The 20612-nt window shown below is 74.4% G+C and carries 16 protein-coding genes; 13 read left to right on the top strand and 3 right to left on the bottom strand.

The window, feature by feature from the left end:
• Positions 1-51: 51 nt before the first annotated feature.
• The 3 genes from WHI96_RS20580 to WHI96_RS20590 are packed head-to-tail and all read right to left on the bottom strand — an operon-like array spanning position 52 to position 3690.
• Positions 52-717 carry a DUF305 domain-containing protein gene (locus WHI96_RS20580; protein ID WP_345641882.1) on the bottom strand — a complete coding sequence of 222 codons (666 nt, stop codon included), beginning with the start codon at positions 715-717 and terminating at the stop codon, positions 52-54.
• A gap of 7 nt (positions 718-724) precedes the next feature.
• Positions 725-1540, bottom strand: a complete 816-nt coding sequence (locus WHI96_RS20585; protein ID WP_345641879.1) for a thioredoxin-like domain-containing protein — start codon at positions 1538-1540, stop codon at positions 725-727.
• A gap of 56 nt (positions 1541-1596) precedes the next feature.
• The gene (locus WHI96_RS20590) at positions 1597-3690 is read right to left on the bottom strand and encodes a DUF8728 domain-containing protein (protein WP_345641876.1); all 2094 of its coding nucleotides are present in this window, start codon (positions 3688-3690) and stop codon (positions 1597-1599) included.
• Between the two features lie 74 nt (positions 3691-3764).
• Here WHI96_RS20590 and argS point away from each other — a divergent pair, with 74 nt between their 5' ends.
• The 13 genes from argS (at position 3765) to WHI96_RS20655 (ending at position 20416) form a co-directional block, all read left to right on the top strand.
• Positions 3765-5414 carry an arginine--tRNA ligase gene (gene argS / locus WHI96_RS20595; RefSeq protein WP_224401550.1) on the top strand — a complete coding sequence of 550 codons (1650 nt, stop codon included), beginning with the start codon at positions 3765-3767 and terminating at the stop codon, positions 5412-5414.
• Between the two features lies 1 nt (position 5415).
• On the top strand, positions 5416-6864 hold the full coding sequence (lysA, locus tag WHI96_RS20600; RefSeq protein WP_251784139.1) for a diaminopimelate decarboxylase: 1449 nt from the start codon (positions 5416-5418) through the stop codon (positions 6862-6864).
• Positions 6865-6963: 99 nt separating this feature from the next.
• The gene (locus WHI96_RS20605) at positions 6964-8343 is read left to right on the top strand and encodes a homoserine dehydrogenase (protein ID WP_226350065.1); all 1380 of its coding nucleotides are present in this window, start codon (positions 6964-6966) and stop codon (positions 8341-8343) included.
• A 32-nt stretch (positions 8344-8375) separates the two neighbouring features.
• The gene (gene thrC, locus WHI96_RS20610) at positions 8376-9524 is read left to right on the top strand and encodes a threonine synthase (protein WP_345641860.1); all 1149 of its coding nucleotides are present in this window, start codon (positions 8376-8378) and stop codon (positions 9522-9524) included.
• Positions 9524-10456, top strand: a complete 933-nt coding sequence (gene thrB / locus WHI96_RS20615) for a homoserine kinase (RefSeq protein ID WP_345641857.1) — start codon at positions 9524-9526, stop codon at positions 10454-10456. Before thrC ends, thrB begins: the two co-directional genes overlap by 1 nt.
• Before the next feature lie 402 nt (positions 10457-10858).
• A complete protein-coding gene (gene rho, locus WHI96_RS20620; protein WP_345641975.1) occupies positions 10859-13147 on the top strand; it encodes a transcription termination factor Rho in 2289 nt (762 codons plus the stop codon).
• A 132-nt stretch (positions 13148-13279) separates the two neighbouring features.
• The gene (rpmE, locus tag WHI96_RS20625; RefSeq protein WP_062397374.1) at positions 13280-13501 is read left to right on the top strand and encodes a 50S ribosomal protein L31; all 222 of its coding nucleotides are present in this window, start codon (positions 13280-13282) and stop codon (positions 13499-13501) included.
• An 87-nt stretch (positions 13502-13588) separates the two neighbouring features.
• Positions 13589-14665 (top strand): peptide chain release factor 1, encoded by a 1077-nt coding sequence (gene prfA / locus WHI96_RS20630; protein WP_345641853.1) that lies wholly within the window; start codon positions 13589-13591, stop codon positions 14663-14665.
• Between the two features lie 68 nt (positions 14666-14733).
• Positions 14734-15633, top strand: a complete 900-nt coding sequence (prmC, locus tag WHI96_RS20635) for a peptide chain release factor N(5)-glutamine methyltransferase (RefSeq protein ID WP_345641850.1) — start codon at positions 14734-14736, stop codon at positions 15631-15633.
• Positions 15634-15737: 104 nt separating this feature from the next.
• Positions 15738-16400, top strand: coding sequence for an L-threonylcarbamoyladenylate synthase (locus WHI96_RS20640; RefSeq protein ID WP_174525518.1), 663 nt, complete (start codon positions 15738-15740; stop codon positions 16398-16400).
• A gap of 75 nt (positions 16401-16475) precedes the next feature.
• A complete protein-coding gene (glyA, locus tag WHI96_RS20645) occupies positions 16476-17759 on the top strand; it encodes a serine hydroxymethyltransferase (RefSeq protein ID WP_345641846.1) in 1284 nt (427 codons plus the stop codon).
• Positions 17760-17797: 38 nt separating this feature from the next.
• On the top strand, positions 17798-19660 hold the full coding sequence (locus WHI96_RS20650) for a glycosyltransferase family 4 protein (RefSeq protein ID WP_345641843.1): 1863 nt from the start codon (positions 17798-17800) through the stop codon (positions 19658-19660).
• Between the two features lie 279 nt (positions 19661-19939).
• On the top strand, positions 19940-20416 hold the full coding sequence (locus WHI96_RS20655; RefSeq protein WP_345641840.1) for a Cg1360 family ATP-synthase-associated protein: 477 nt from the start codon (positions 19940-19942) through the stop codon (positions 20414-20416).
• Positions 20417-20612 lie beyond the last annotated feature (196 nt).

Here is a 20612-nt window from a genome sequence, read left to right on the forward strand (position 1 = left end):
AGAACAGTAGCGCACCCTGCGCGACCCCCCGACACGGGGGCCCGCGCGTGATCAGTTCGGCGACAGCGGGGCCGCGCCGCGCTCGGCGAGCAGCCCACGCATCAGGTCCGCCTCGGAGTTCTGCGAGAAGAGCATCTGCCCGGCGAGATTGCGGACCTCGCCGGTGTCGGCGTGGTCGCGGGCGTACTCCAGCATCGACACGCCGCCCTGGTGGTGGCGCAGCATGAGCTGGAGGAACTCGACGTCCAGCGCGGTGCCGGGCGGGGTGGCCCGCAGCCGGGCGAGGTCGGCGGTGCTCGCCATGCCCGGCATGGTCCCGGCGCCGCCGGACATCCCGGACATGCCGGCGTGCGCGGGGTCGTCCATCCAGGCCATGTGGCCGCCGCTGGGCAGGCTCGGCGCGTCCCACAGGCCGAGCCAGCCCTGCATCCGGCCGACCTGCTGGTTCTGGGTGGTCTCGATGTCGAACGCCAGCTGCCGCACCCGAGGGTCGGTGGCGCGGTCGCGCTCCCAGGACGCCATCTCGACGGCCTGGCGGTGGTGCACGGTCATGTCCTGGGCGAACCCGACGTCGACCGAGCCCGGCTCCGGCACGAACGGGCCGAACGCGCCGCGTACCGCGAACCCGGCCACGAGCACCGCGACCAGCGCGATCACGCCGAGCGCGATCGTGATCGGGTTCCGCCGGAGCGGGGCCTCGTCGGCCGGGGTCGTCATCGGAACGTCACTGCCCGGGGGCCGGGGCGGGCGCCGGGGCCGGCTGCCCGGGGACGGCGGGATCGGGTGCGGGGGCACCGCCGGGGGTCGCGCCCTGGTTCTCGGGCAGGACGGTCTGCCCGTCGACGGCGGACTGCGGCGGGATCGGCTCGAACGGCGGCGGGTTGTCCTGGTCGAAGCCCTGCGCTCCGAGGGCGTCGCAGGAGGCACCGACCTCGGGGTGGGTGAAGCGGTTGAGCCGCAGCGCGCGGATGAACTGGTCGATCCGCTCGTCGTCGGCGGTCCGGACCTTCAGCTGGTTGCCCCAGGACTGCAGCGAGATCGGCGCGTCGAGACCCGGGTAGGGCGACATCACCGTGTACGGCTGGCCCTCGACCCGCTGGGCCAGCGCGGCCCGCCCGGCCTCGTCGAGGGTGTCGGGGTTGTAGGCGATCCACACCGCGCCGTGCTCCAGGGAGTGCACGAGGTTCTCCGAGCGGACCGGGTTCGGGTAGACCACGCCGTTGCAGGCGGCCCAGAAGCCGTCGTGCGCGCCGCCGAAGGGCGGGCTGTGGGTGTAGGCGACCCGCTGGAAGCCGAGCACGTGCTGCAGGCCCGGGTAGTCCTGGCTGACGATGCCGGGGATCGCGAGCGCCGGGTTGCGGTTGTCCTCGGTGGGCTCCCAGGCCCGGTTCTGGTTGCGCTGCACCAGCGGGTAGACGATGAACGCCCCCGCGAGCAGCACCAGCACGGTGATCGCGGCGACCATGCCCCAGGGGAACTGGCGCCGGCCGACCGCGCTCGGCATCGACGGTCGCTTCTTGCCGGACTTGCCGCTGGCCATGGGGGAGTCCTGTTCGTGGTCGGCGGGCGGGTTCACCCGAGTCTAGGAAGGCCCCGTCAGCGGCTCGCCCACCACCCGTAGGAGCGGTAGTCGGGGTAGGGCGCGAGCAGCGGCGCGACGGGACGGGTGGTCACCGTGACGCGGTCACCGGTCACGAGCGCCCCGGGCACCGTGAACGACGCCTGCGCCCACGGCTGCGCGTCCGGCAGCGTCCACTCCCCGGCGTACCGGCCGTCGACGTCGACGGCGACGACCCGGGTGCGCTCGCCGGGCAGCGCGGGACCGGCGCCGATCCGCCCGGTCAGGGTGACCGGCCGTCCGGGGACGGTGCCGCCGAGGGTGAAGGTCTCCCCGCCGACGACGTGCCGGCCGCTGTCGGCGACGAGCCGTCCCGGTGCGACGGCGGCCCGGTCCAGCACCGAGTCCGGCTGCACGCCGAGCACCGGCGGGTCGGTCGTCCAGCCGTGCGCGGCCTCGTCGGCGGTGTCCCCGACGTTCAGGTGGTCCACGATCCGGCCGGGCACGGGTGCGTCCGGTGCCCGCGCGGAGTCCGCGGCGGACCAGTCCGCACGCCAGACGCTCACCCGGTCGCAGCTGCGGTCGATCTGGCAGGTCTGCGGTGCGGACGCCGAGATCGGCCGGGCGGGCCCGGCGAGCCCGAAGGTGACGACCGGCTCGGAGCCGAGCAGCCCGGCGCGGCCGAGGTCGGCGACCGGGACCCCGCCCCACCGGTCGAACACCGCGAACCACCGCGGCCGCTCGTCCGCCGGCAGCGCGCGCAGCGCCTCGTAGAGCGTCCCCGGCCCGTTCAGCGACGGCGCGGCCATCCCGTTCGTCGTCAGGCCGACCAGGTCGACGGTGCGGTGACCGCCGAACCAGGCCGCGGCGCCGACGTCGTTGACGGCGACGGCGTCGCCCGGCGGCACGTTGCCGGCGATCCACTGCGCGACGCTCACCGGCCCCTCGCGCATCGCCGAGGCCTGCTGGCCCAGCCGTAGCGCCCAGGCGGGCGTCGCGGCGACGGTGAACAGCAGGACGACCGCGAGCAGCCCACCGCGCACCGCCCGGTGCGGCACGAGGCCGGCGCCCAGCACCACGAGCAGGAGCAGCAGCGGCAGGAACGGCTGCAGGTAGCGCAGGTCCTGCCACATCGCGGTGGTCAGGGTGGCGACGGCGAGCAGGACCAGCACCAGGCCGCCGCCGAGCGCGACCGCGAGGGTCCGCTCCCGCTGCGCGACCAGCGCCGCCAGCCCCAGCACCGCGACGACGAGCGCGAGCGGCGGCAGCACGTCCTGCCCGGACAGCCCCGCCAGCGACGCGAGCAGCGCCGCGACGTTGCGCTGCACGTGGTCGGCGATCTCCAGCGGCTGGCGCAGGAACCCGGTGTGCAGCCACGACTTGGCCAGCACCCCGTTCGCCTGGGAGGTCCCGGTGAGCACCCGGAACAGCAGCATCTGCCCGGCGAACACCACCACCGGCAGCACGACGGGTGCGCCCCGCCACCACGGCGCCGCGGCGGGGGAGGACCGGTGCCGGAACAGCGTCCACAGCATCGCGGCGACGAACGCGGCGGCGACCAGGAAGCCCTCGGGACGGGTGAGGGCCAGCAGCGCCGCGACCACCGGCGTCCACCGGAAGCGGGGACGTTCGCGCAGGTAGGACAGCAGGGTGCCGGTGAGCAGGGCCGCGAGCAGACCCACCTCCATGCCGCTGGCCCCGCCCCACAGCAGCGGCCCGCACAGCGCGGTGAGCAGCCCCGCCCACACCCCGGCGGCGCGCCCGCCCAGCCGGGTCGCGGCGGCCGAGGTGAACGCCGCGGCGAGGGCGACGCCGACGACCCCGCCCGCGACGGCGACGGCAAGCAGCCACCGGCCGTCGAACCCGACCGCGTGCGCGGCGCCGAGCAGGACCATCCAGAGCAGGCTCGACGCGCCCGTCGTGATCTCCGCACCCGGCTGGTAGCGCAGCGGCTCGCCGTCGCCGAACTGCCGGGCGTACTGCAGGTGGATGTAGACGTCGTCGAGCGGCGGGACCAGGCTCCCGCGGTTGTAGGCCAGCGACACCGCGACGAACCCCGCCCCGAGCAGCAGCGCCACCGCCCCGGAGACGACGGGCGCGCGGGTACTCCGGTCGGTGGAGGGGGGCGTCACGCCCCGCATCGTCGCCGGTCGGGGTGCGGATACCTGCATGAGGGTGCCGGGGGTCCCTCCGTAGAATCCGGGTGGTGAATCCCGACGTGCTCGCCGACCTGGTCCGTGACGTCGCGCGGGACGTGCTGCTCCGACGCGACCTGGACGTCTCCGCGCTGCCGGCCGATGCGGGTGTCGAGCGTCCCCGCAACCCCGACCACGGCGACTACGCGACCAACATCGCGCTGCGCACCGCCAAGAAGGCCGGCGTGAACCCGCGCGAGCTCGCGACCTGGCTGGCCGAGGAGCTCGCGACCCGTGACGGCGTCGCCAGCGCCGAGATCGCCGGGCCCGGCTTCATCAACCTGCGCCTGGCCGCCGACGCCCAGGGCGCGATCGTCGGGGAGGTCCTCGCCGCGGGCGCGGGCTACGGCACCGGCGACGAGCTGGCCGGGCGCAACGTGAACCTCGAGTTCGTCTCCGCCAACCCGACCGGCCCGCTGCACCTGGGCGGCACCCGGTGGGCCGCGGTCGGCGACGCGCTGGGCCGGGTGCTGTCCGCGCGTGGCGCGAAGGTCACCCGCGAGTACTACTTCAACGACGCCGGCGCCCAGATCGACCGGTTCGTCGGCTCCCTGGTCGCGGCCGCGCAGGGCGAGCCCGCCCCGGAGAACGGCTACGGCGGGGACTACATCGCCGAGATCGCCCAGCGGGTCGTCGCGGCCGAGCCCGGCGTGCTGGACCTGTCCGACGCCGAGCGGGACGAGGTGTTCCGCCGGGTCGGTGTCGGCTTCATGTTCACCGAGATCAAGCAGAAGCTGGGGGAGTTCCGCGTCGAGTTCGACGTGTGGTTCCACGAGCAGTCGCTGCACGACTCGGGTGCGGTGGAGACCGCCGTCGCCGCGCTCAAGGAGAAGGGCTCGCTCTACGAGTCCGACGGCGCCTGGTGGCTGCGCTCGACCGACCACGGCGACGACAAGGACCGCGTCGTCATCAAGTCCGACGGTCGCCCCGCCTACATCGCCGGCGACATCGCCTACCTGCGCGACAAGCGGGCCCGCGGCTTCGACCTGTGCATCTACATGCTCGGGGCCGACCACCACGGCTACGTCGCCCGGCTCAAGGCCGCGGCGGCCGCGTTCGGCGACGACCCGGCCGTGGTCGAGGTGCTGATCGGCCAGCTGGTCAACCTGGTCAAGGACGGCACCCCGGTCCGGATGAGCAAGCGCGCCGGCACCGTCGTGACGATGGACGACCTGGTCGGGGCCGTCGGCGTCGACGCCGCCCGGTACTCCCTCGTGCGGTCCTCGGTGGACTCGGGCCTGGACATCGACCTGGACCTGCTGGCCAGCCGGACCAGCGAGAACCCGGTGTTCTACGTCCAGTACGCGCACGCCCGGCTGTCCTCGCTGGCCCGCAACGCCGCCGACCTCGGCATCACCCCCGGCGAGGACTACGGCCTGCTGTCCCACCCGCGCGAGGGCGACCTGATCCGCACCCTCGGCGAGTTCGGCGACGTCGTGCGCACCGCCGCCGAGCTGCGCGAGCCGCACCGGGTCGCCCGCTACCTGGAGTCGCTCGCCGGCGCCTACCACAAGTTCTACGACTCCTGCCGCGTCCTGCCCCAGGGCGACGAGGAGGTCTCCGACCTGCACCGCGCGCGCCTCGCGCTCTGCGTCGCCGCCCGCACGGTGCTCGCCAACGGCCTGGCGCTGCTCGGCGTCGACGCCCCGGAACGGATGTGACATGAGGGCACACCCCGCAGGCCCGATGCACGCGGGCCTCACCCCCGCGCCCGAGTCGGCCGGGCCCCGCCCGGAGAGCGCCGCGGCGCTCGACGAGCTGGCACCCGCGGTCTGGCCGCGGCACGCCGCCCGCGGCGCCGACGGCGCGCTGCGCCTGGCCGGGGCCGACGTCCGCGACCTCGCCGCGGCCCACGGCACCCCGCTGTTCGTGCTCGACGAGGACGACTTCCGCGGGCGCTGCAGCGAGTTCGCCGCCGCGTTCGGGGCCGAGGCCGTGCACTACGCGGCGAAGGCGTTCCTGTGCACCGAGATCGCCCGCTGGGTCGCGCAGGAGGGCCTGTCGCTGGACGTGTGCTCCGGGGGCGAGCTGGCCGTGGCGCTGCGCGCGGAGTTCCCGCCCGAGCGGATCGCGCTGCACGGCAACAACAAGTCCCTCGCCGAGCTGGAGGCCGCGGTGGAGGCGGGGGTCGGCGGGATCGTCGTCGACTCCTTCGACGAGATCGCCCGGCTCGCCGACGTCGCCGCCGCGCGGGACACCGTCGCGCCGGTGCTGATCCGGCTCACCGTCGGCGTCGAGGCGCACACCCACGAGTACATCGCCACCGCGCACGAGGACCAGAAGTTCGGGTTCTCCATCGCCGGGTCCGACACGAAGGACTCCGCGGCGCTGGAGGCCGCCCGCCGTGTGCTCGCCGCGAGCCACCTGAGCCTGGTCGGGCTGCACAGCCACATCGGCTCGCAGATCTTCGAGACCGAGGGCTTCGAGGCGGCCGCCCGCCGCGTGGTGAAGGTGCTCGCCGACCTGCACGCCGAGCACGGCGGCGAGAACCTGACCGCGCTGCGCACCCTGGACCTCGGCGGCGGCATCGGCATCGCCTACCGGCCGGGGGACACCCCGCTGTCGATGCCGGCGCTGGCCGAGGAGCTGCGCGCGATCGTCAAGCGCGAGTGCGCCGCCTCCGGGCTGGACGTGCCGGCGATCGCCGTCGAGCCGGGCCGGGCCATCGCCGGGCCGGGCACCGTCACCGTCTACGAGGTCGGCACCGTCAAGGACGTCCCGCTCGGCGGGTACTCCCGGCGCTACGTCAGCGTCGACGGCGGGATGAGCGACAACATCCGCACGTCCCTCTACGACGCCGAGTACGACGTACGGCTGGTGTCCCGCGCCAGCGGGCACGACTCGGTCCCCGGCGGGGACGTCCCCGTGCTGTCCCGGGTGGTCGGCAAGCACTGCGAGTCGGGTGACATCGTGGTGCGCGACTGCTGGCTGCCGGCCGATCTCGCGCCGGGCGACCTGCTGGCCGTCGCGGCGACGGGGGCCTACTGCTATGCCATGGCGTCGGGGTACAACCGGCTGCCGCGCCCTGCTGTCGTCGCGGTCCGTGACGGGGTCGACCGGACCCTGTTGCGTCGCGAGACACTGGAGGACCAGTTCCGTTTCGAGGTGTGAGCGCACCCGGGTGAGAACCGCCACCCGGACCTGTCTGCACCCGCCCGACCAGGAATGATCGGCGCGCGCCCGAGGGGTGCGCGCACGCGAGGAGGACACGTGGCGAGCGAGACCGGCGCCGTCCGGGTGGCACTGCTGGGCTGCGGCACCGTCGGCACCGAGGTGGTCCGGCTCATCACCGAGCAGGCCGACGAGCTGGCCGCGCGGGTGGGAGCCCGCATCGAGCTGGCCGGGGTCGCCGTGCGGCGACCGCACCGGCACCCCTGGCTGACCGAGAACTTCCCGGACCTGGTGACCACCGATGCCGGCGAGCTCGTGACCCGCGACGACGTCGACGTCGTCGTCGAGGTCATCGGCGGGATCGAGCCGGTCCGCGGCTGGCTGCTGGAGGCGCTCAAGTCCGGCCGCTCGGTCGTGACGGCGAACAAGGCGCTGCTCGCCGAGGACGGCCCGACGCTGGCCGAGGCCGCCGACGCCTCCGGCGCCGACCTCTACTACGAGGCCGCCGTCGCCGGGGCGATTCCGCTGCTGCGCCCGCTGCGCGAGTCCCTGGCCGGGGACCGCATCACCCGGGTCGCCGGCATCGTCAACGGCACCTCGAACTTCATCCTCTCCGCCATGTCCTCGGGCGGGACGTCCTACGCCGACGCGCTGGAGGAGGCGACCCGGCTGGGCTACGCCGAGGCCGACCCGAGCGCCGACGTGGACGGCTACGACGCCGCCTCGAAGGCCGCGATCCTGGCCTCGCTGGCGTTCCACACCCGCTTCACCGCCTCCGACGTGCACCGCGAGGGCATGCGGGAGGTCAGCTCGGCCGACGTCGCCGCCGCCCGCAGGCTCGGCTGCACGATCAAGCTGCTCGCCATCTGCGAGCGCGTCGTGGCCGCGGACGGGACGGAGTCGGTCTCGGCGCGCGTCTACCCGGCGATGGTGCCCGACTCGCACCCGCTGGCGGGCGTCGACGGCGCGTTCAACGCGGTGTTCGTCGAGGCCGAGGCTGCCGGTCAGCTGATGTTCTACGGCCAGGGCGCCGGCGGCGCGCCGACCGCCTCCGCGGTGCTCGGCGACCTCGTCGCGGTGGCCCGCAACCGCGTCGGGGGCGGCCGCGGGCCGCGCGAGTCGGCCTACGCCAGCCTGCCGGTGCGCCCGATCGGCGAGGTGCCGACGCGCTACCACGTCGACCTCGAGGTGGCCGACCGCGAGGGCGTGCTCGCCGCGATCGCGAGCGAGTTCGCGCGCCACGGCGTGTCGATCGCCGCGGTCCGCCAGACCGGCGGCGTGAACGGCTCGGTGGACCGGGCCGACGGCTCGGACCGCAGCCAGGCCCGGCTGACCGTCGTCACGCACTCGGCACCGGAGGCCGCGCTGTCGGCCACGGTGTCGGCGCTGCTGGACCTCGACCACGTGCTCGGCGTCGCCGGGGTGCTGCGGGTCGAGGGTCTGGGCCGTGCGGTGAGCGCACTGGGTATGGGCGAATGACCACGGGTGGGGGATCAGGGAGTGGACCGGTCGTGACGGGCAGCGTGCGAGGAGTCCGGGGGCCGGCGTCCGGTCCCTTCGGTCCGGTGACCCAGGTCGCCGGCGCGGTCGCGCCGCCGCCGCCCGGCCAGTGGCCGGGTGTCATCGAGGCCTACCGCGACCGGATGCCGGTGCAGCCGGACTGGACCGTGGTGACGCTGGGGGAGGGCGGCACGCCGCTGCTCCCCGCGCCGCGGCTGTCCGAGCGGACCGGCTGCCAGGTCTACCTGAAGGTCGACGGCGCCAACCCGACCGGCTCGTTCAAGGACCGCGGCATGACGATGGCGGTCACCGCCGCGCTCGCCGACGGCAAGTCCAGCGTGCTGTGCGCCTCCACCGGAAACACCTCCGCGTCGGCGGCCGCCTACGCCACCCGTGCCGGGATGACCTGCGCGGTGCTCGTGCCGACCGGCAAGATCGCGCTCGGCAAGCTCGCCCAGGCCGTCGCGCACGGCGCCCGGATCCTGCAGATCGACGGCAACTTCGACGACTGCCTGGAGCTGGCCCGCAAGACCACCGCCGACTACCCGGCGATCGCGCTGGTCAACTCGGTGAACCCGACGCGCATCGCCGGGCAGGCCTCGGCCGCCTACGAGATCTGCGACCAGCTGGGCCGCGCCCCGGACGTGCACTGCCTGCCGGTCGGCAACGCCGGCAACATCACCGCCTACTGGCACGGCTACCGCGGCTACCACGCCGACGGCATCATCGACGCGCTGCCGCGGATGTTCGGGTTCCAGGCCGCCGGCGCCGCACCGCTGGTGCACGGCGCCCCGGTGAGCGATCCCGAGACGATCGCGACCGCCATCCGGATCGGCGCCCCCGCCTCGTGGAAGGGCGCGACCACCGCCCGCGACGAGTCGAACGGCAGGTTCGCCGCCGTCACCGACGACGAGATCCTCGCCGCCTACCGGATGCTCTCCGCGCAGGAGGGCGTGTTCGTCGAGCCCGCGTCGGCCTCCAGCGTCGCCGGGCTGCTGCAGAGCCACGCCGACGGGTCGCTGCCGACCGGCTCGCTCGTGGTGTGCACGGTGACCGGGCACGGCCTCAAGGACCCGGACACCGCCCTGCTCACCGCGCCGGATCCGGAGATCGTGCCGATCGACCCCGGCGCGGTCGCGGCGGCGCTCGAGCTGGCCTGATGGGCCGCCCGACGCGCGTGCTGGTGCGGGTGCCGGGGTCGACGGCCAACCTCGGGCCCGGCTTCGACTCCCTGGGCATGGCCCTGGCGCTGTACGACGAGATCGAGGTCGAGACCTTCGAGACGCCGGGGCTGTTCGTCGACGTCGCGGGGCAGGGGTGCCGGCACGTCCCCCGCGACGAGCGGCACCTGGTCCTGCGGGCGATGCGCCTGGCGTTCGAGACGTTCGGCGGGGCGCCCGCGGGGCTGCGGCTGCGCTGCCTCAACGCGGTGCCGCACTCGCGCGGTCTCGGCAGCTCCGCGGCGGCCGCCGTCGCCGGGGTGACCGCCGCGGCCGTGCTGGCCGGGCGGGACCCGGAGCTGGAGCGTGACGCGCTGCTGCAGCTCTCGGCCGGGATGGAGGGCCACGCCGACAACGCCGCGGCCAGCCTGCTCGGCGGGTTCGTGGTGGCCTGGGAGGCGACCGAGAGGAGCGCAGGCGGAACGAGCTTCGGCCCGTCGGCCCGGCGCTTCCACGCCGAGAAGCTGGACGTGCACCCCGACGTGCACCCGGTCGCCTGTGTCCCGGACGTCGAGTCGTCGACGAAGACCACCCGGGGGCTGCTCCCCGAGCAGGTCCCGCTGGCCGACGCCGCGTTCACCGGCAGCCGTTGCGCGCTGGCGGTGCTGGCGATGACCCGGCGGCCGGACCTGCTCATGACGGCCACCGAGGACCGGCTGCACCAGCCCTACCGGCGGCCGGCGTACCCGTCGTCGCTGCGGCTGGTCGAGGCGCTGCGCGAGCACGGCGTACCCGCCGCGATCTCGGGCGCCGGGCCGACGGTGCTGGCCCTGACCGGCGACGGCGCGCTGCCCGACGGCGTCGACACCGACGGTTTCGCGGTGCAGCGGCTGCCGGTCGACACCACCGGTGTGCACGTCGAGGTCCGCTGAGCACCGGTGCGTGCCGGGAACGTGAGGTACGCGACCCCGCGCGTCGGCGCGTCGCCCGAGGGGGTTGTTGCCGCCCCGGGGTGTACGGACTAGTCTCGCCCGTGCATGGCGATCCACGCGACATCGGCGTAGTCTTGCGGCCGGGCCCGCTCGCCCGATCTCCTTTCTGAACTGGACTCGGAATCCCGAACGGGCGGCCTGACTCCCGCGACGTCGTCGTGGGACTCCATCTGTGAATGCTGCCGATACGGGGTCTCCGTGTCGGCCGAGCGTGTGACATCCCCTGACCTGGACAGGTAACCGGGTCGGTCAGGAAGGAACTCTGTGAGCGAGACCGATCTCGCCGGTACCGGGACCGCGTCGGCCGAGGCGGCGCCCCGCCGACGCGGCGGCCTGTCCGGCATGGTGCTGGCCGAGCTGCGCCAGCTGGCCACCGAGCTGAACGTCCCGGACATCTCCGGCATGCGGAAGGGCGACCTGATCGCGGCCATCAAGGAGCGTCAGGGCGGAGCGGCGGCGGCCCCCGCGAAGAAGCCGAAGGCGAAGGCGGACTCCGCTGCCGCCACCGGCTCCGACGGTGCGGACGCGCCGCAGCTCGCCCTCGGCGACACCGCCGCGGCCCCCGCCGGCAACGGCTCCGCCGCGCCGGCCGCCCCCCAGGCACCCGTCGAGCAGGCCGGTGACCAGGGCGGACAGGCCGCCGAGCAGGCCGAGGCCCCCGCGCCGCGCACCCGTCGTCGCCGTGCCGCGACCCGTCCGGCCGGCGCCCCCGACGCCACCGTGACCGACGCCGCCTCCGGCGACGCCGGCACCTCCGCCGGCAACGGCGCGGCCCCGGCCGCCGCCGAGAGCGCCCCGGCCGCCGCGCCGGAGCAGGCCGCTCCCGCCGCGAGCGCGCCGGAGCAGGCCGACGGCACCCCGGCCCCGGCCGAGGAGCGTCGTGAGGACGCCGACGGCGCCGGCCGTCGTGGCCGGACCCGCCGCCGCGGGCAGGGCGACGACAACGGCCAGAAGGACACCGGCCCCCAGGGCGCCCCGAAGGACGCCGCCACCGACGCGGGCCAGCGGGACGCGGGCCAGAAGGACGCCCGTCGCGACGCCGACGGCGAGGACACCGGCACCGACGGTGACCGCCGTCGCGGCCGCGGGGCCGAGCGCGGCACCGACCGCAACGGTGGCGACCGCAACGGTGAGGGCCGCGACGACAACGGCCGCGGCAACGGCGGCAACGGCGACAGCGGCCGTGGCGGGCGCAACCGCGACGGCGACGACTCCGGCCGCGGCAACCGCGGGAACCGCGGCAACGACCGGACCGGCGACCGCGGTGACAACCGTGGTGAGCGCAACGGTGACCGGAACAACGACCGGAACACCGACCGCAACACCGACCGCGGTGCCGACCGGAACGACTTCCGCGACGACGACGGCGACGACGGTGACGGCCGCGGCCGCCGCGGCCGCCGGTTCCGCGACCGCCGTCGCGGCCGGGACCGTGAGCGCACCGGTGGCGGCGCCGCCGGCGGTGGCGTGGACACCGAGATCCGCGACGACGACGTCCTGCTGCCGGTCGCCGGCATCGTGGACATCCTCGACAACTACGCGTTCGTCCGGACCACCGGCTACCTGTCCGGCCCCACCGACGTCTACGTGTCGATGTCGATGGTCCGCAAGAACGGCCTGCGGCGCGGCGACGCCATCACCGGCGCCGTCCGCCAGCCCCGCGAGGGCGAGCAGCAGCGGCAGAAGTTCAACCCGCTGGTGCGCGTCGACTCGATCAACGGGCGGGACCCGGAGGCCGCGCGCAACCGGCCCGAGTTCACCAAGCTGACCCCGCTCTACCCCAACGAGCGGCTCCGCCTGGAGACCGACCCGAGCCAGCTGACCACCCGTGTGATCGACCTGATCATGCCGGTCGGCAAGGGGCAGCGTGCGCTGATCGTCTCCCCGCCCAAGGCGGGCAAGACGACGATCATGCAGAACATCGCGAACGCGATCACCACGAACAACCCCGAGTGCCACCTCATGGTCGTCCTCGTCGACGAGCGGCCGGAGGAGGTCACCGACATGCAGCGGTCGGTGAAGGGCGAGGTCATCGCCTCGACCTTCGACCGCCCGCCGGCAGACCACACCGCCGTCGCCGAGCTGTCCATCGAGCGGGCCAAGCGCCTGGTCGAGATGGGGCACGACGTCGTCGTCCTGCTGGACAACATCACCCGCCTCGGCCGCGCCTACAACCTGGCCGCGCCCGCGTCGGGCCGGATCCTGTCCGGTGGTGTCGACTCCACGGCGCTGTACCCGCCGAAGCGCTTCCTCGGCGCCGCGCGCAACATCGAGGACGGTGGCTCGCTCACCATCTTCGCGACCGCGCTGGTCGAGACCGGGTCCACGATGGACACGGTGATCTTCGAGGAGTTCAAGGGCACCGGCAACGCCGAGCTCAAGCTGGACCGGAAGATCGCCGACAAGCGGATCTTCCCGGCCATCGACGTCGGCGACTCGAGCACCCGCAAGGAGGAGCTCCTGATGTCGCCCGACGAGCACGCGGTGATGGTGAAGCTCCGCCGCGTCCTCGCCGCGCTCGACGACCAGCAGGCGCTCGACCTGGTGCTCAGCCGGCTCAAGAAGACCAAGACCAACATCGAGTTCCTGATGCAGGTCGCCAAGAACACCCCCGGCAAGGACGAGGACTAGTCCGAGCCGTGCCGTCCGGGCCCCGGTGGGAATTCCGCCGGGGCCCGGATGGTTGAATGGACCGTCAGCTTCCCGGCACCGGTTCACCCTGGTCGTACCAGGGACCCGGCGGCCAACGATGAGGAGAGAGCCATGCGCGAGGGAATCCACCCTCAGTACGTCGACACCCAGGTCACCTGCGGTTGCGGCAACCAGTTCACCACCCGCAGCACCAAGAACAGCGGCGCCATCAGCGTCGAGGTCTGCTCCGCCTGCCACCCGTTCTACACCGGCAAGCAGAAGATCCTGGACTCCGGTGGCCGCGTGGCCCGCTTCGAGGCCCGCTACGGGAAGCGCGAGCGCGCCGCCAAGTAGCTCCCGACACGGCGCCCGTCGCCTCGCCGCACGCGAGGAGGCGGGCGCCGTTTCGTGTTCCCGCCCCAGCGCCTCGAAGGAATCCGGATGAGCACGCAGTCGGTCGACGCCCTGCTCGACGAGCACGCCGAGCTGGAGCAGCGCCTCGCCGACCCCGACGTCCTCTCCGACCAGACGCAGGCCCGCAAGCTGGGCCGTCGCTACGCCGAGCTCGGCCCGGTCGTGCGCTGCGCCCGTGCGCTCGCCCAGGTCCGCGAGGACCGCGACGCCGCCCGTGAGCTCGCCGCCGAGGACGGCGCCTTCGCCGCCGAGGCCGACGCGCTGGACACCCGCATCGTGGAGCTCGAGACCGAGTTGACCGAGCTGCTGCGCCCGCGCGACCCGCACGACGGCGACGACGTCCTGATGGAGGTCAAGTCCGGCGAGGGCGGCGAGGAGTCCGCGCTGTTCGCCGGCGACCTCGTGCGCATGTACAGCCGTTACGCCGAGAGCCGCGGCTGGAAGGTCGAGGTCCTCGGCGCCACCCCGTCGGACCTGGGCGGCTACAAGGACATCACGCTGTCGCTGCGCAGCAAGGACCCGGTCGACGGGGTGTGGGCCGCGCTGAAGTTCGAGGGCGGCGTGCACCGCGTGCAGCGCGTCCCGGTGACCGAGTCGCAGGGCCGCATCCACACCTCCGCGGCCGGCGTGATGGTCTTCCCCGACACCGACGACGCCGGAGACGTCGAGATCCACGACGCCGACATCCGGGTCGACGTCTACCGGGCCTCGGGCCACGGCGGGCAGAGCGTCAACACCACCGACTCCGCCGTGCGGATCACGCACCTGCCGACCGGCATCGTCGTGACCTGCCAGAACGAGCGCTCGCAGCTGCAGAACAAGGCCCGCGCGATGGACGTGCTTCGGGTGCGGCTGCAGGCGAAGGCCGAGGCCGAGGCGGCCGAGGCGGCGTCGGAGCAGCGCCGCTCGCAGGTCCGCACCGTGGACCGCTCCGAGCGCATCCGCACCTACAACTACCCGGAGAACCGGATCTCCGACCACCGCGTCGGCTTCAAGGCCTACAACCTGTCCGCGGTGCTCGACGGCCACCTCGTCGACGTCCTCGCCGCACTGACCGCGGCCGAGCGCGCCGAGGCCATGGCGGGGGAGCAGGAGCAGGAGTGATCCCCCGCTCAGGTGATGCACCGGTCACCTGCGGTGTCCCCGAGCCCCGCAGCCGCGACACTGGTGGCGTGACCGAGACGACGACCCCGGCGGTCGGCAGCCGGCTGCCGCTGCGGGTGGCGATCGCGGAGGCCGAGCGCGCCCTGGCGGCCGCCGGCGTCGCGTCCCCGCGCGTCGACGCCGAGCTGCTCGCCGCGCACGTGCTCGGCTCGTCGCGGTCCACGCTGCTGATGACCCCGCTGGTGGACCCGCCGGTCGTCGAACGGCTGCAGGCCCTCGTGGCCCGCCGCGCCACCCGCGAACCGTTGCAGCACATCCTCGGCACCGCGGTGCTCGGCCCGGTCGAGGTCGCCGTCGGACCGGGGGTGTTCACCCCGCGCCCGGAGACCGAGCTGCTGCTGGAGTGGGGCCTCGCCGCGATCCGCGACGTGCCCCGCCCCCGCGTGCTCGACCTCTGCACCGGCTCCGGTGCGCTCGCGCTGGCCTTCGCGGTGTCCCGGCCCGACGCCGAGGTGCACGCCCTCGAGGCCGATCCGTCGGCGCTGTCCTGGACCCGGCGCAACCTCGACGCGCACGTCGCCGCGGGCGGGCGCCCGGTGACCCTGCACGTCGCCGACGTCCGGTGGACCGACCTGCTCATCGAGCTGGAGGGTGCGGTCGACCTGGTCGTCTGCAACCCGCCCTACGTCCCGGACGGGACGCCGGTGCCGCCCGAGGTGGAGCGCTGGGACCCGCCCGGCGCCGTGTTCGGCGGTCCCGACGGCACCCAGATCATCCAGGCCGTCGTACGCGGGGCCAGCGGATGGCTCCGGCACGGCGGACACCTCGTGATCGAGCACGACGACACCCACGGCGAGACGGTCCCGGCGCTGTTGCGCCGCCGTCGCACGCTGGGCGAGGTCACCGAGCACGACGACCTCACCGGCCGCCCGCGCTTCGTCACCGCCCGCCGCGTCCCCTGTCCCTGACGCCCGTCCCACCCACCGGGGAGCGGTCGTCCGGACGCCCCGCCGCCGCCGCGGATGTGAGCCGCCCCGCAGCCGCGCGCGGTGCGGTCGTATCCTCGCGGATCGTGAGTGCACCGCAGACCCAGCCGCTGTTCGACTGCAGCGTCCCCGCCGAGCGCACACGCGGCCTGACCGCCGCCGCGCGCGCCGTCCGGGCGGGGGAGCTGGTCGTCCTGCCCACCGACACCGTCTACGGCATCGGCTGCGACGCGTTCAACGGCACCGCCGTGCGCGCGCTGCTCGCCGCCAAGCGGCGCGGCCCGGACATGCCGGTCGGCGTGCTCGTCGGCTCCTGGACCACGATCGACGGCCTCGTCTCAGGAGTCCCGCAGTCCGCGCGGGCGCTGATCGAGGCGTTCTGGCCGGGCGAGGTGTCGCTGGTGCTGGAGCACGCGCCGTCGCTGGCCTGGGACCTGGGCAGCACCCGCGGCACGGTGATGCTGCGCATGCCGCTGCACCCGGTCGCGCTGGAGCTGCTGCGTGAGGTCGGGCCGATGGCGGTGTCGAGCGCGAACACCTCGGGCAACCCGCCGGCGTCGAACGTCACCGAGGCGATCACCCAGCTGGCCTCGAGCGTGCAGGTCTATCTCGACGGCGGCCCGTCGGGTGACCCGGTCGCCTCCACGATCGTCGACCTCACCGGTGCCCGGCCGCGCATGCTGCGCGAGGGCGGGGTGACCGCCGAGCAGGTCGAGGAGGTCGTCGGCCAGGAGATCGACCGGGTCTGAGCGGGCCACCCGCGGGTGTGATCACGCCTGCACGGCCGCGGCCTGCGGGGATGGCAGCGGGTAGCGTGTCCCGGCGTGAGCGAGCAGACCTTCTGGGGACCGGACTTCCACGCACTGCAGCAGCAGGATCCCGAGATCGCGGGCGTCGTGCTGGACGAGCTCGAGCGCCTGCGCGGCGGACTGCAGCTCATCGCGAGCGAGAACCTGACCAGCCCCGCCGTGCTGGCCGCGCTCGGGTCGACGCTGTCGAACAAGTACGCCGAGGGCTACCCCGGCCGCCGCTACTACGGCGGCTGCGGCGTCGTCGACGTCGCCGAGAACATCGGCAACGCGCGGACCAAGGAGCTCTTCGGCGCCGAGCACGTCAACCTCCAGCCGCACTCCGGCGCGAGCGCGAACCTCGCCGCCTACGCCGCGTTCGCCAAGCCCGGCGACACCGTGCTGGCCATGGACCTCAAGCAGGGCGGCCACCTCACGCACGGCAGCAAGGTCAACTTCTCGGGCCTGTGGTTCAACGCGGTGTCCTACACCGTCCGAGAGGACACCGAGGTCATCGACTACGACCAGGTCCGCGACCTGGCCAAGCAGCACCAGCCGAAGATCATCATCGCCGGTGCGACCGCGTACCCGCGCCTGATCGACTTCGCGGTGTTCCGCGAGATCGCCGACGAGGTCGGCGCCAAGCTCATGGTCGACGCCGCGCACTTCATCGGCCTGGTCGCCGGCAAGGCGATCCCGTCGCCGGTGCCCTACGCCGACGTCGTCACCGCCACCACGCACAAGGTCCTGCGCGGCCCGCGCGGCGGCATGGTCCTGTGCCGCGAGGAGCACGCGAAGGCCATCGACAAGGCCGTGTTCCCGTTCTCCCAGGGCGGCCCGCTGATGCACGCGGTCGCCGCGAAGGCCGTCGCGATGAAGGAGGCGGCGCAGCCGGAGTACCAGGCGTACGCCCGCCAGGTCATCGCGAACGCCCAGGCACTCGCGGCGAGCCTCGAGTCCGAGGGCATGCGCGCCGTCTCCGGCGGCACCGACAACCACCTCGCACTGCTGGACCTGCGGCCGATCGGCGTCACCGGCTCCGAGGCCGAGACCCGCTGCGACCGCGCCGGCATCACGTTGAACAAGAACGCGATCCCCTACGACCCGGCGCCGCCGATGAAGCCGTCCGGCATCCGGGTCGGCTCGCCCAGCGTCACCACGCAGGGGATGACCGAGGCCGACATGGCCGAGGTCGGCGCCCTGCTGGCCCGCGCGGTCAAGGCCGAGCACGACACCACGGCCGGCGACGCCGAGCTCGCCGACGTCGCGAAGGCGGTCACCGCGCTCGTCTCGAAGGCACCGGCCTACCCTCGGGGGTGACCTGAGACCCACGGCGGAGGCGGAGAGGCGCTCGCGACGTGCCCACTGACCAGTTCACGTACGGACTCCCCATCCGGGAGCTCGTGCTCGTCGGGCTGGTCGCCGCCGTCGCCACGCTGCTGCTGACCGGCCCGGTCCGGATGCTGGCGCTGAAGGTCGGCGCGGTCGCCTGGCCGCGGGGACGGGACGTGCACGTCACCCCGACCCCGCGGTGGGGCGGCCTCGCGATGTTCGGCGGGGTCCTGGCCGGGCTGCTGCTGTCGCTGCAGCTCCCGGCCCTGCGGTTGGCCTACTTCGAGCAGAGCACCGAGGTCGTCGGGGTCGTCGTCGCGACCGGGCTGCTGGTCGGCGTCGGGATGCTCGACGACCGCTACGACCTCGACGCCCTCACCAAGTTCGCCGCGCAGGTCACCGCGGCCGGGCTGCTCGTCCTCTACGGCGTGCAGTGGCTGACGATCTGGATCCCGATCGGCGGGGACGCCTTCCTGACCGGGTCGACGCTCTTCCTCGGGCAGAGCCAGTCGGTGCTGCTGACGGTCCTGGTCACCGTCGTCCTGGTGAACGCGATGAACTTCGTCGACGGCCTCGACGGGCTCGCGGCGGGCATCGGGCTGATCACGACGCTGGCGACCGCGGTGTTCTGCGTCGGGCTGATCAGCGAGAACGGCAACGACCCGACCGCGTTCGTCCCGGCGCTGCTCGCGGTCGTGCTCGCGGGGTCGTGTCTGGGGTTCCTGCCGCACAACTTCCACCCGGCCCGGATCTTCATGGGCGACACCGGCTCGATGATGGTCGGGGTGATGCTGGCCGCCGCGATCACCAGCGCGTCCGGCCGGGTGGTGCCCGACGAGACGACGTCGTCCACGGACATCCTCGCGCTCCTGTCGCCGGTGGTCGTACTCGTCGGCATCGTGTTCATCCCGTCGCTGGACCTGCTCATGGCGGTCGTGCGCCGTACCCGGGCCGGGACCAGCCCCTTCAGCCCGGACAAGATGCACCTGCACCACCGCCTGCTCCAGGTCGGGCACAGCCACCGGCGCGCGGTGCTGCTGGTCTACCTGTGGGTCGCGGTGATCGCCTTCGGCGCGGTCGCGCTCGCCCTGGTCCCGCGCACCGGGCTGGTGCTCACCGCGACCGGGATCGCGCTGGTCGTCGCGTTCGTGGCCTCGGCCGTGCCGCACCGGTCGCGGATGCGCACCGCCACTGCCGGTGCGCCCGCGCCCGCCGCCGTCGGTGACGCGGCGATCGCCTCGACCGACGACCTCCCGGATGCCGGGACCGAGCGCGGGTCGCCCCCTTCCCTGTCGTCCGCCGGCGGGCCGGCCGTGGACGGCCCCGGACCGCCGGGCCATGCCGCGGCGGCGTCCGTGCCGGGCCGGGTCGTGCCGGGCGGGAACGTGTCCGGTCGGGACCCGTCAGGACGGGACACATCGGGTCGGGACGCGCCCGGTGGGCCTGCGCCGTGGACGCGGGGCGCGCACCGGCCGAGCGGCGGGCGTGGCCCGTCGCCGACCGGGACGCGACGCGCGCCCGCCGGCTCGGGTGGCCCCGTGGTCGCCGGTGCTGCGGGACCTGCGCCCGGCGGACCCCGTCCCGCAGGATCCCGGCTCGCGGGCATCCCGACCGGGGGGCCGGAACACCCCGGTCCGCCGACGCCCGCCGATGCCGGGCCGCCCACACCGCCGCCCCCGGCCCGGCCCGTCGCCGCCCGTCCGCGGATGCCACGCGGCACGGCCGCCGGACCGCAGGCCCCGGACCCGACCGGCCCCGGGCCGATCCCACCCCGCCCGCAGCACCCGCACGGCACCGGTCACCGCACCCACCCCGCCCCGACGCCGGGGCCGGACCAGCCGACCGTACCGACTCCCGCGCACCACCCCGCCCGCGACCGCGACGCCTGACCTGCGCCGATCCTGGCCCTGGGGAGAGGTGTCCGCGCTCACGGATCGGGCCCCGCCCCGCCCCCGTACGCCGCCCGGTCCCAGGGCCCGCCGAGTGCGTCGAGAAGTGCCCGAGTGCTGCTCGACGGTGGTCCGACGGCACTCGGGCACGTCGACGCGGGCCGGGCCGGACGGGACACCGCGGGGACGGGCCGGTCGGGGTGCCGGATCCGCCGGTTACCGTGTGCGCGGAGCCGTACCCGCTGGTGGGACGGCCGGCGAGCGGGAGGCGGGCGCACCGTGTGGCGATGGGACCGCTGGGGGACCGTGGAGTACGACGGTCCCGCGCTCGGTCAGGCGCAGGTCGTGCGGCGGCTGTCGGGGTCGATGGCCCGGGGCGCCGCCCTGGTCGGCGTGGCCACCACGGTGGCCTGCGCCGTCGGCGGGGTCGTCGCGGCCGGGGTCCCGGGCCTGTCCGCCGCGGCCCTCGGTGGCCTGCTGGCCACCGGCTCGGCCCTGCTCACGCCGGTGCTGATGCTGCGCACGACCCATCTCGAGCCGGGTTCTGTGATGCTAGCCGCATTCGGCGGTCTCGCGATGAAGGCCATCATCCTCCTGCTCGCCCTGTTCACCCTCGGGGGTACGGCGGGGCTGCACCGCATGTCACTGGCCGTCACCATGCTCGTCGTCTTCATCACGACGACGGCGGCGGAGGCCTGGGCGGGGCAGAAGCTCCAGATCCTGATCGGCGCCGAACCGGAGTCCACCGATGTCTGACCTGGGGTTCGACGACCGTTTCGTCCGGTCCTGCGGTGCCCTCGCGGGCGTCCGCGGGGGCTGTCGAGGGCGTCGGACGGATGACCGGGCGGCGACCGCCGGGGGAGTTAACGGTGAGTCACCCGCCGCGACGCGCCGGACCCGACCAAGATCGTTTCGTCGGACGAACGCGCAGGTGAGGTGCGTACGAGCCCCC

Origin of the sequence: Pseudonocardia tropica (genome assembly GCF_040105315.1) — a bacterium.
Taxonomy (GTDB): Bacteria; Actinomycetota; Actinomycetes; order Mycobacteriales; family Pseudonocardiaceae; genus Pseudonocardia; species Pseudonocardia alni.